At 45.2% G+C, this 11,654-nt stretch carries 12 protein-coding genes; 8 read left to right on the forward strand and 4 right to left on the reverse strand.

Going from position 1 to position 11,654, the window contains the following annotated elements:
- Nucleotides 1–1,034, forward strand: a 1,034-nt coding sequence (locus RMO79_RS13140; protein WP_310483614.1) for an XdhC family protein, incomplete at its 5' end; no start/stop codon positions are given.
- Nucleotides 1,035–1,141: 107 nt separating this feature from the next.
- Nucleotides 1,142–1,801, forward strand: a complete 660-nt coding sequence (locus tag RMO79_RS13145; RefSeq protein WP_310483615.1) for a nucleotidyltransferase family protein — start codon at nt 1,142–1,144, stop codon at nt 1,799–1,801.
- A 45-nt stretch (nt 1,802–1,846) separates the two neighbouring features.
- Here RMO79_RS13145 and RMO79_RS13150 read toward each other — a convergent pair whose 3' ends face one another.
- Nucleotides 1,847–2,614, reverse strand: a complete 768-nt coding sequence (locus tag RMO79_RS13150; protein WP_310483616.1) for a hypothetical protein — start codon at nt 2,612–2,614, stop codon at nt 1,847–1,849.
- Between the two features lie 159 nt (nt 2,615–2,773).
- On the opposite strand from RMO79_RS13150, the gene RMO79_RS13155 reads away from it, so the two are divergent.
- Nucleotides 2,774–2,944 (forward strand): hypothetical protein, encoded by a 171-nt coding sequence (locus RMO79_RS13155; RefSeq protein WP_310483617.1) that lies wholly within the window; start codon nt 2,774–2,776, stop codon nt 2,942–2,944.
- A 269-nt stretch (nt 2,945–3,213) separates the two neighbouring features.
- On the opposite strand, the gene RMO79_RS13160 is transcribed toward RMO79_RS13155, so the two are convergent.
- Both RMO79_RS13160 and RMO79_RS13165 read right to left on the reverse strand, forming a co-directional pair.
- Nucleotides 3,214–3,420 carry a hypothetical protein gene (locus RMO79_RS13160; protein ID WP_310483618.1) on the reverse strand — a complete coding sequence of 69 codons (207 nt, stop codon included), beginning with the start codon at nt 3,418–3,420 and terminating at the stop codon, nt 3,214–3,216.
- 11 nt (nt 3,421–3,431) lie between these two features.
- Entirely contained in the window at nt 3,432–4,163 is a 732-nt protein-coding gene (locus RMO79_RS13165) for a superoxide dismutase (RefSeq protein ID WP_396136587.1), read from the reverse strand.
- A 193-nt stretch (nt 4,164–4,356) separates the two neighbouring features.
- Here RMO79_RS13165 and RMO79_RS13170 point away from each other — a divergent pair, with 193 nt between their 5' ends.
- The 5 genes from RMO79_RS13170 (at nt 4,357) to RMO79_RS13190 (ending at nt 10,689) form a co-directional block, all read left to right on the forward strand.
- The gene (locus RMO79_RS13170; protein WP_310483619.1) at nt 4,357–4,551 is read left to right on the forward strand and encodes a DUF2862 domain-containing protein; all 195 of its coding nucleotides are present in this window, start codon (nt 4,357–4,359) and stop codon (nt 4,549–4,551) included.
- Nucleotide 4,552: 1 nt separating this feature from the next.
- Nucleotides 4,553–5,650, forward strand: a complete 1,098-nt coding sequence (locus RMO79_RS13175; protein ID WP_310483620.1) for an ArsA family ATPase — start codon at nt 4,553–4,555, stop codon at nt 5,648–5,650.
- A 453-nt stretch (nt 5,651–6,103) separates the two neighbouring features.
- Nucleotides 6,104–7,234 carry a HetZ-related protein 2 gene (locus tag RMO79_RS13180; RefSeq protein ID WP_310483621.1) on the forward strand — a complete coding sequence of 377 codons (1,131 nt, stop codon included), beginning with the start codon at nt 6,104–6,106 and terminating at the stop codon, nt 7,232–7,234.
- 54 nt (nt 7,235–7,288) lie between these two features.
- Nucleotides 7,289–9,049 carry a M61 family metallopeptidase gene (locus tag RMO79_RS13185; RefSeq protein WP_310483622.1) on the forward strand — a complete coding sequence of 587 codons (1,761 nt, stop codon included), beginning with the start codon at nt 7,289–7,291 and terminating at the stop codon, nt 9,047–9,049.
- Nucleotides 9,050–9,399: 350 nt separating this feature from the next.
- On the forward strand, nt 9,400–10,689 hold the full coding sequence (locus tag RMO79_RS13190; protein ID WP_310483623.1) for a glucose-1-phosphate adenylyltransferase: 1,290 nt from the start codon (nt 9,400–9,402) through the stop codon (nt 10,687–10,689).
- Nucleotides 10,690–10,810: 121 nt separating this feature from the next.
- Here RMO79_RS13190 and RMO79_RS13195 read toward each other — a convergent pair.
- The coding region (locus RMO79_RS13195) for an FAD-dependent oxidoreductase (RefSeq protein WP_310483624.1) at nt 10,811–11,654 on the reverse strand (844 nt) is incomplete at its 5' end.

Genomic DNA, 11,654 nt, shown 5'->3' on the forward strand with positions numbered 1-11,654 from the left:
TATTCCTCGCCACTGTCGTCCAGACGCAAGGCTCTACCTACCGTAAAACTGGAGCCAGAATGTTAATTGCAGGTAGCGGTGAAATTGCGGGGATGGTCAGCGGTGGCTGTCTCGAACAGGATATCTTGTGCCATGTGCAGCGACAAACTCCGCCTTATCAGCCTTTTGTGATTACCTACGACACCACGACGGAGGAGGATCTACTGTGGGGATTTGGGATCGGTTGTGAGGGCGTGGTGTCGGTTTTGGTGGATCATTTGATTGATTATCCTCACAATCCACTCACCTTTATTGCCGAATGTTTCGATCGTGAGCAATCGGGCGTTTTGGCAACAATATTTCAGGTTGAAGGTAGCTCCTCAGTTCCAATTGGAGCAAGATTGATGCTGCATTCAGAGGGTAAAATTGACAGCAATATTGAAGATGTTGAATTGTCCGCGCAGATCGCCGCCGATGCTCAAATCGCCTTGCAGCAAAAAACTACGATCCATCGTCAATATTGCCTACAGCTAGGACAAGCAGATGTCTCGATCGAAGTTATTCAACCGCCACCCCATCTAACCATCTTTGGTGCAGGGCGCGATGTTTTGCCCCTGGCTCAGTTTGCAACAGCCTTGGGCTGGCAGCTTACCATCGTGGATTGTCGATCGCTAGAAACTACTGCTAATCGCTTTCCAATGGTCGATCGAATTATCCTGGCACGCCGAGAGACGATCGATCTTCAAGTTAAAATTAATCCACAGACAATTGCTGTAGTGATGACTCACAATTATCTCGACGATTTGGAAATTTTGCGGAGCCTATTAGCTGGCTCCACCAGGTATATTGGCTTGCTCGGAGCGCGTCAACGCACAGCTAAACTGCTGCAAGATTTAGCTGTTACTCCCGCACAATTTCAGCGGCTGCACGCCCCAATTGGTCTAGATATTGGGGCGGAAACACCAGAAGAAATTGCGATCGCGATCATTGCCGAAATTCAGGCGGTGATTACCGATCGTCCTGCGGTTTGCCTAAAACAGTTAGCCAGCGACTGAAGTCGCCGCTGGGAATGCAAAGTCCGCCTACGCGGACTGACGTTACGCTCAACTATTTCTTAACCGAAGCGTATTGTATTTATTCCGAGTTTAACCCTACTTAGATTATGCAGATCGATCGTCCACCTAGTCAAATTGCTGCTGTGATTCTCGCCGCAGGTGCCTCAACTCGGATGGGCACACCCAAACAATTATTGGAATGGCAAGGAAGAAGTTTATTGCGATCGATTACTGAGACAGCGATCGCTGCTAATTGCGATCCAATTATCATTGTATTGGGTGCATCTAGCGATTCCGCAAAGCGGAGGCACAGCCAACGAATTCAGGCTGAAATCATCGATTTACCAGTGCAAATAGTCAATAATCCTGAATGGCAAACGGGGATGGGATCGTCAATCCGCACGGGTATTCAAGCATTACTCGTTCAGCTTTGCTGTACCGGAGGTAATCGGAATATGGATGTGAACGCTGCTATTCTGCTGCTGTGCGATCAACCTTTTGTGTCACCACAAATAATTCGGCAACTGCGATCGACCTATGATGCTACTCATCAATCGATCGTTGCAGCAAGCTATCAAGATACAATTGGCGTTCCCGCATTATTCGATCGGCAGCTATTTCCAGAACTGCTGAAATTGACTTGTGCTGAAGGTGCCAAAGTAGTAATTAAAAATCACCTAAATGCCACTGTAACTATTGATTTCCCGCAAGGATCGATCGATCTCGATACGCCTCAAGATTATCAGCAGATATTGAATAATTTATAAAATATAAAGAATTAGGACTGAACTTATCTAGCGATCGAACTCAATCTAAGCATCAAGTTCACCCATCATTTCTCTTGCTAAACTTTGAAGCTCTGGATGTGTTTGCACATAATTTGATGCTGTTGGAGCCAGCAATATGTGATAAATTTTATCACGCCATTTCTGGGAACGTTGACATTCATCGATCTCTCTAGAAACCGGAATATATTCACGATTACAATATGCCATCGAAATTAGAAAGCTGATGATTTCGGGCTTGCATTGATTTAGTGAAACACATAATAATAACATCGCCACTGCATAGCAAGGACAATTGCCAAAATCTTCATCAATTAACGCTCTCTCGATCTGACATTGCATTCGCCAAGCGAGAAACCTTAAAGTCGAGATCGATACATCATCACCCAGATGCACAGCACTATCGAGCAACTGAATGATTGTCGAGTCTTCCCCTTCGATATTGTCCCAATATTCCTCCCCTTCATAATTTTCAGGTTCGAGTGAAGCCCAAATCAACACCGCACAAGCAAACAGCCGCATCCAATGATTACGATCGGAAATCGCTCGATCTTGTAGGAGACTATCCCATTCTGTCCAACGAGTCAGACAAAGGACTTCTCCAGGATGCCATTGGATTGGGACTGGGATCTTGTTTGCTCTAATTTGAAGTAATGCGGCTAGGTGAATTTCTACGTCATCGCCATAATCACACATGGCGATTTCAGCCAACATTGCATCATCAACATGCTCGAAAATGAGGTCAAGGAGCGATCGATCTGTTGGTTCGAGAAGATCTAGAGGATGATTTGACATAGCGCGATTCGTTTATTGCAACGCACTACCCGCAGTTTGACGCTAACAGAAGATGGTACGAAGTACTTCGATTTTACAAAGTGAACGCTACGCGAACGCTGTCAGCAAATTCTAGATGAATTAGAAGCAGCAGAACTCGAAATAAAACAGTCTCAATTAATGCCGACAGGGACTTTGCGGCTAAATCTCTCAGTTGCGATCGGCAAAATGCAAATCGCACCGCGCTTATCAGAATTCGCACTTCAGTATCCAGACTTGAAGCTAAATGTATCCTTTAGCGATGTGCCAGCAGAAAAAGTATCTATCAGCCAAGGTGCGGGTGTTCATTGAGTTTATGGTTATGCTGATGGGTAATTTGAATCGAGATAGCATTGTGGACTAATCGATCGCTGAATAAAAATGCGGTCTTGACCTTCGACCAGTTTAGCTCAAAGCTGCCATCTGCAAAGTATCTACTCGTTTATCCCGATCGAAGTCGCGTTATTCGATCGCTGTTTTGAGCTGGATTAAGCTTGCATTGTTGCCGCAATCGATTACATCGGAAATTTAGGATGAAGTCGATCGCTCTTTATCTGGCAGCATGGAATACCACCTCTAGCTCAAAAAACTTCATCTTCGATGCCCACCCACCACTCACCCAGATTCATCATATCTTGGTAAATATCATTCACTCTGGCATGATATTCTGTGCTGGATAGATCTGGCTTGGCTTCGGCTAATTTTTGTAAGCGAAGTTGTACCAAAAGCCATGACTTACCCATACTATTTGTCTGCTCGATATGTTTGGCTAATTCTTCACTATTCATGTAGATCCGATCTAAGCTTTCAAAGATTTTGCAAATCGATTGTTAACTTCATTCCAATTAATGACATTCCACCACGCTGCTAAATAATCGGGACGACGATTTTGATACTTGAGATAATAGGCATGTTCCCACACATCATTTCCCATAATTGGGTAGATGCCTTCCGAAATCGGACTATCTTGATTGGGAGTCGTAATAATTTTGAGTTTTCCCTGTTGGTTGACTAACCACACCCAACCGCTGCCGAATAGTTTCGTCCCAGCTTCATTAAATTGAGTTTTAAACGTATCGAACGAGCCAAACTGCTTCTGAATTGCCGCTGCGATCTCACCTGTCGGCTTACCGCCACCTTTTGGACCCATAATTTGCCAGTACATCGTATGGTTGTAATGTCCGCCACCATTATTTCTGACGGTGGTTTGAATATCTTTGGGTAACGTACTCAGGCTAGTTAGCAGTTGCTCGACAGTCTTAGTTTTGAGTTCGGGATATTTAGTCACCGCTGCATTCAAATTTTTGACATACGCTGCATGGTGCTTGTCATGATGAAACTCCATCGTGGCTGCGTCGATATGGGGTTCTAACGCGTTGTAATCGTAAGTTAGGGGTGGTAGCTTAAACATTTCAGTTGCTGTGACTGTGGCGATTGTAGGTGCCGCCCAACTAGCCGCAGGCAGCGTACCCAAGAGAGTGCCTGTCGTACCTGCACCGAGCAAGTATAAGAAATTACGTCTGTTAGCCATCATCAAGATCGATTCCTACAGATGAGATATGTTACTAGTCTGGCATATTTCATCCCTACTCATTCACATCACCCCACACCTCTCACACTTCCCACACTCCCATCTCCAATAAAGATGATGAGGGAGTTAATCTGAGCATGGAATTCCGGTACACTGTGGAATGGAGAAATTATACCAATAACCTTTAAGTTCAATGGAAATCGGTCAACAAGTAAAAGTTTTTCGCCTCAGAGATCGCGTATCTAATGGCGTTGTGAGTAAACTAGGTAAAGTAGGGACGGTTAGAGAATTTAAAATGACCGATGGTAGCGGTGTTGGTGCCGTCGTCGAATTTGAAGACAAAACTAGTACCTGGTTTTTTGAAGATGAACTCAAAGTTGTAGAATAATATGCCCCAAATTCTCACCTTCCTTGGTAAAGGCGGTTCCGGTCGGACTACTGTGGCGATCGCCGCTGCCAAACAACAAGCTAACCTGGGTCGGCGGGTATTATTTGTCAGTCAAGATCCTACGCCTGCGACGGGGATCTTGCTGGGTGTCCCCTTGACGGATAAACCCCAATCTATCGGTGCAAATCTGGAAGTCGTCTTAATTTCGGCAACTGTCGCGATCGAGCGGGGTTGGGAAGATGTCAAGCAAATTGAATCCCGTTACTTGCGATCGCCCATTTTACGCAATGTTTACGGTCAAGAATTGGCAATCTTACCCGGTATGGATAGCGCGATCGCACTTAATGCCTTACGACAGTATGATGCGAGTGGCAAGTACGACACGATCGTCTACGATGGTACTGGCGATTTGACGACTCTGCGAATGGCAGGCATGGCTGATAGTCTCAGTTGGTATCTGCGGCGGTTCGTGGCGGTAGTCGAAGAATCAGATCTGTGGCGGACTGTCTCGCCGATTATGCAGCCCGCAATGGCAGCGATTTTGACGATCGCCTGGACTGGTGAAAGTGTCATGTCTGCGCCGATGCAGGAAGCAAATAAATTTTTAGAGCAAAGTCAATCCGTCATTAGCAATCCCCAGCGAGTGGTGGGTTATCTGGTCACTAGCGAAGATACCGCCGCAGTTGCTACGGCAAAGTATTTATGGGGTAGTGCCCAACAATCGGGCTTGACGATCGGCGGGATAATTTTCAATCGCGGGATAGTTTCCGACACTGTAGGAGCCGAATTTGACCCCTTAGCGGTGACATCTATCCCCATGCGGATGGGTGCCGATTGGCAACCGCTGATCGATGCCATGCCCGATTTTAGTCAGGCGGTAACTGCACCCAAACCGATCGCCATCGATGCCGCCAAGCGCGAGGTACGCCTCTATTTGCCTGGTTTTGATAAAACCCAAGTCAAGCTGACGCAATCGGGGCCAGAGGTGACGATCGAGGCTGGAGATCAACGCCGCAATCTGTTGCTACCACCGCCGCTCAAGGGCGCGAGCGTGACGGGTGCGAAGTTTCAAAATGGCTATCTAATTATTTCGTTTTAGTCTCAGTCTTTCGCTCTATTCCGCCAAACAGCCGAATTGTCGTAGGATGGCTCGATCGCAGTTGTCTTACGACTTTTTAGTTACTTTTAAGCCATTAGTCGATCGCCTAAAATCGATCGATCGTCCACTCAGTTGGTTAGACTATAACTAGAAAAATAGCGATATCAGATTGGCGGTGTCCCTACTACCGCTCGGCCCGATCGCTAACTGCGAGCATACGGAGTAGATCGGTATAAACTTTCTCAAAACTTGGAACTAACTATCACAAAAATAATTCGTTACTAACACCCCGACATAATTTCGCTCTAACCGCCCAATTAGAATCTGACGAGTAGATTCTAATTGGGCCATTCAGCCGCCCCGTTAGACGAAGACCATCAGCTATATTGTGAATCGAACCCTAAGTTCGATCGCCACCTTTATTTACACCGAGGGGACAGGAGCAGCCGCCAGATGACGAACGTAATTATAGACAAAATCGCCACTCAGTGGGAAACCCGCATTGCTACAGAATGTAGCGGACAAAATGCCACTACTCAAGCTAGTATTCTCAACTGGCTGCTAGGCGAAAATCGCGAACGACTGGAAACCCTCGATGCCGAACATTTAAAAATTGTCGATCGGGCGATGGATTACCGGATGCGGATTCTGCTCCAACGGTACTTAGGATTGCCACCAGAACGTGCTTATAAAAATTTGATGCAGCGGTTGGGTGGATTGGCTGTCTTACGCGATAAGATTCGCGCTTGGCTGACGCTCAGTAACGATCGGCAGCGACAAGTTGTCGATGTATTGCAAGAGGTAATTCAAGAGTTGCTGCAAGGCGACAAGTACATCCAGCAGCAAATTGCTTGGATCGGACAATGTACTAGAAATCCTCGGTTGCGCGATACTTTATTATTTGCCAGTATTGAAGAGTACTGCTTGCGCCCGATTCGCAATCAACCTTTACTCGCCCACCGCTTTGTTAACTATTTGCGTCGATCGCAAAAAGGTGGCGTAACTAATGTACCTCAAAACGATTTGGTTAAATTAGTTTCAGATGAAATTGTCAGCGATAGCGACTCGACTTTTAGCTTGTTAGATAAACAGGCTCAAGATGACTATCAGCAACAACAAGAGTGGGAAGAAACGCAAATTGCCCGCGATCGGGTAAAAGATACACTCCGGAGTTATCTGAGCGAAAATGTCAGCCCTGAAGCGGGTAAATGGTTGGATCTTTATCTTCAAGGTAAAACGCCAGAAGCGATCGCGATTGCTTTAAAAATGGATATCAAACAAGTCTATCGGCTGCGTGAAAAAATTAATTATCACACGCTGAAAGTATTTGCCATTAAAGCAGAATCAGAACTAGTTTCTCAGTGGTTGCATATCTCTTTGCAAGAGCATAATTTAGGCTTAACTCCCAGCCAATGGGAGAAATTTTGTAATGGTTTAGAAGCCAAACAAAGCGAAATCATGCAGAGTTTAAAAGCGGGTATCTCTGTAGAATCGATCGCCAAATCGCTCAAGATTAAAACCAATCAAGTTATGGGTGAATGGAGTCAAATTTATCTAGCCGCCCAAGAATTAAGAACTAGTTGAGATTTATCAGCAACGATCTAACCAATCTCTAATCCCTTTTTCCTATCACCCAAGATGACTCAAGCTACAGTTACAACTGCTGCATATCCTCAAGTTTACGTGCCAAAACTAGCTTATCAAATAGCGATGCCATTGCCGCAAACTCATCTATTCGAGGTGAAATTAACAGTAAGTAATTGGGATGGTGAATTGTTGGATGTGAGCATGCCAGTATGGACTCCAGGTTCTTATCTGGTGAGGGAATACGCCAAGCAAGTTCAAGACTTTGTGGCAACATCAGATAAAGGTCGAAAATTATCTGTAACCAAAACTGCTAAAAATAATTGGCGAATTTTGACAAGCGATAGTAGTAAGATTTCGATTAGCTATCGAGTTTTCGCTTATGAGTTAACCGTCAGAACTAATCATTTAGATGCAACTCATGGTTATTTTAATCCAGCCGCATTGTGTTTTTACATTCCTGGATTTGAAGACTGTCCGATCGAGATCGAAATTATCACGCCTCATCCCGATTGGCAAGTTACTACGCCATTACCAGAGATTAGTCCGCAGACTTTTTTAGCTGCCGATCTCGACACTCTAGTCGATAGTCCGTTTGAGATTGGTACGCAACAGATTTATGAGTTTACTGTTTTAGATAAGCCCCACCAATTAGTAGTTTGGGGTGAAGGTAATCTCGATCCGCATAGTGCGATCGAAGATATTAAAAAGATTGTCGAAGTTGAAGCCAAAATCTTCGGTGGATTGCCATACGAACGATATATTTTCTTGTTACATTTATCTCCTGCTGGCGGAGGTGGTTTAGAACACAAAAATTGTTGTTCGCTGTTATATCCGCGTTTTAATTTTCAGGGCGCAGAGAAACACAACCGTTTTATGCAATTAGTCGCCCATGAATTTTTTCATCTGTGGAATGTCAAACGGATTCGCCCAGCAGCTCTAGAAAAATTTGATTACGATCGCGAAAATTATACGCCTTCACTCTGGTTTAGTGAGGGGACAACTAGTTATTACGATCTATTAATTCCCCGACGAGCAGGGATTTATGACGAGCACGAATTTTTAGCCGAACTCAGTAAAGAAATTACTCGCTTTTTGACAACACCAGGGCGGTTGGTACAACCATTAAGTGAGTCGAGTTTCGATGCCTGGATTAAGTTGTATCGCCCCGATGCCAATAGTTCTAATTCCCAAATGTCCTATTATCTCAAAGGAGAAATGGTAACATTATTATTAGACCTACTAATTCGCACTCGCACTCAAGGTGCTAAATCTTTCGATAATGTATTAGTAGCAATGTGGGAACAGTTTGGGAAAGCTGAAATTGGTTTTACCGAAATTCAACTCAAACAAATTATGGAATCGATCGCCGATCTAGATTTAACTGAATTTTACGATCGCTATATTCATGGAATTGAAGAGTTACCTTTTAACGATTACCTAAATGCCTTTGGGATTGAGTTGCACCCCGTTGAATCTAACATTCCATATTTAGGTATCAATGTCAAAACCGAACATGGCAAAGAGATGATTAAATCGGTAGCTGCAAATTCTCCAGCACAACTAGCTGGTATCGATCCTGGCGACGAGTTACTGGCGATCGATGGTTTTAAAATTACTGCCGATAAACTTGCCGATCGGTTAAAATTAACGCAGACTGGGGAAGAAGTTAATGTTACTATCTTTCATGGCGATCGATTAATGACAGTCACGATTGTTTTAGAGGCACCACAGTCCCAACAATATCAATTACGCTCTTTAGAACATTCTTCCGATCTGCAACGCCAATTATTCAAGAATTGGGTAAGTATTTAATCTCTATAGTGGAATTGAACTATTAGCCTGGGCATGAATCCCCGGGCGGTCATTGAGCACTTCGACAGAGCTTCAGTGTGTCAGTTGCCGAAATGTGGTGTTTTGGAATGGAATAGACGATCGCCAGAGTATAGTCGAATAATATGCTAATTGTTAGCAAAGTTGCAAGCACTAATTTGATTCTGGCAAGAAAGTAGCAGAAAATACCGACTCAGACAACCCGAATGTACCCAAGTTATCAGATGATAGAGGTTATATAGATCGACACGATCGGGGCGGTAATGGTGGAGCTACCAGTTGAACCCCTCAGTGAGCGCGATCGTATCGGATCGTTATTTTAAGAGGTTATTGTGAAAAAAGTTTTAGCGATCGTTTTAGGCGGTGGTGCAGGCACCCGGTTATATCCCCTGACTAAGCTGCGGGCAAAACCAGCGGTTCCCCTCGCCGGGAAATATCGATTGATCGATATCCCCGTCAGCAACTGTATCAATTCTGAAATTTTCAAAATTTATGTCCTGACGCAATTTAACTCAGCTTCGCTGAATCGACACCTCTCGCGCGCTTACAATTTTTCGGGATTTAGCGATGGCTTTGTCGAAGTCCTCGCCGCGCAACAAACCAAGGATAATCCCGATTGGTTCCAGGGTACTGCCGATGCGGTGCGTCAGTATTTATCGATTATCGAAGATTGGGATGTCGAAGAAGTCGTCATTCTATCTGGAGATCATCTCTATCGGATGGATTATCGGTTATTTGTCGAACGTCACCGCGAAACCAATGCCGATATTACCCTATCGGTAGTGCCGATTAGCGAGAAAAATGCTTCCGAGTTTGGCTTGATGAAAATCGATCCATCCGGGCGAGTGATAGAATTCAGCGAGAAGCCCAAAGGTGACGCGCTCAAAAGTATGCGTGTCGATACCACTAAATTGGGACTCAACGCCGAACAAGCCGCCGAGAAGCCTTATATTGCCTCAATGGGGATTTATGTTTTTAAAAAGCAAGTACTGGTAGATTTACTCAAAAAATCGCTCGAACAAACCGATTTTGGTAAAGAAATCATTCCTGGTGCTTCGGCTACTCACAATATTCAAGCTTACCTGTTTGATGGTTACTGGGAAGATATTGGAACGATCGAATCTTTCTACGATGCTAACCTCGCGCTCACCCAGCAGCCGACACCACCATTTAGCTTCTACGACGAGCAAGCACCAATTTACACGCGCTCTCGTTATCTCCCGCCTACTAAGTTATTAGATGCCCGCATTACCGAATCGATGATTGGTGAAGGCTGTATCATCAAACAGTGTCGAATTCATCACTCGGTTTTGGGCGTGCGCGCACGGGTAATGGACGGTTGCACGATCGAAGATACCCTGATTATGGGTGCTGACTACTACGAACCCGCACCAGAACGCAAAACTCAAGCCGAAACTGGCGGTGTCCCGATGGGTATCGGCGCAAACACCACGATTCGCCGCGCCATTATCGATAAAAATGCCCGCATCGGCTCCGATGTAATGATTATCAATAAAGAAAGCGTCGAAGAAGCCCAGCGTGAAGATCTCGGTTACTACATTCGTAGCGGTATTGTGGTCGTGCTCAAGAATGCTACGATTCCGAATGGCATGACGATTTAGGTTTTAGGTTTTAGGTTTTAGCGATTAGGTGTTGGATGTTAGGTGTTAACGAATTATAAGGACGCTTGCAGCCTAATACCTAATACCTAATACCTAATACCTAATACCTAATACCTAATACCTAACTCAACAATTTCACCAACGGCTGTGTCAGCCAATTAAACCCGACTTTGAGCTGATGCTCTAGAGTAGGTAAGCGATAGAGATAGACGAGGCGACGGGCTAGATAGGCAAGTGGGCCGTCTAACTGAATGCCCATCCCCGATAGCACGGCATTATCATCGCCTAAAGTCATCATTTCGCCAAGATTAGTATAGCGGAATGCTAACAACGGTCGATCGGTCAACGACGACCAGACATTCCAAGCGACAAAATCTGACTGTTGGAACGCGACTTGCGCGGTAGTCGGCATAAATTCACCTGCGCCATCAGCAATCGCCGCCGCATCGCCGAGTGCAAAAATGTGGGGATTTTCAGTCACTTGCAGCGTTTCGGCAACGGTAATTTTACCTTGGGGATTCAGCGGTAATCCAAAATGACTGACGGCTGGACTGACCTGATTTCCGACCGTCCACATCACAACCTCGACTGGGATCGGATCGGTCTGACCCTTGTAAATTAGCCCAATGGAGTCAGCCGTAATCTCGGAAACGTTAGTTTCTAAGTCCACCCAAATTCCCCGCTGCTCTAGAGCCTTGAGGGCGGCATTCCGGTTAAATTCTGGGGCGCGAGGCAGAATCTTATCTCCCGATTGAATTAACCGAATCCGTCCGCGCTCTTTGAGCCTATCGGCGAGTTTACAGGCAAGTTCTACCCCTGTATAGCCAGCTCCGACGATCGCAATCCGAATCCGTTCGGCTGAGGATGTTTCGAGCAATCGTAACTTTTCGTCGAGTTTGTAGGCATCCTGAAGCGATCGAAAGGCGATTGTGTGTTCTTTGACTCCAGACACGCTCTCAGATGGA

The sequence above is a fragment of the Chamaesiphon sp. VAR_48_metabat_403 genome, assembly GCF_031422475.1.
In the GTDB taxonomy this organism is placed as follows: Bacteria; Cyanobacteriota; Cyanobacteriia; order Cyanobacteriales; family Chamaesiphonaceae; genus Chamaesiphon.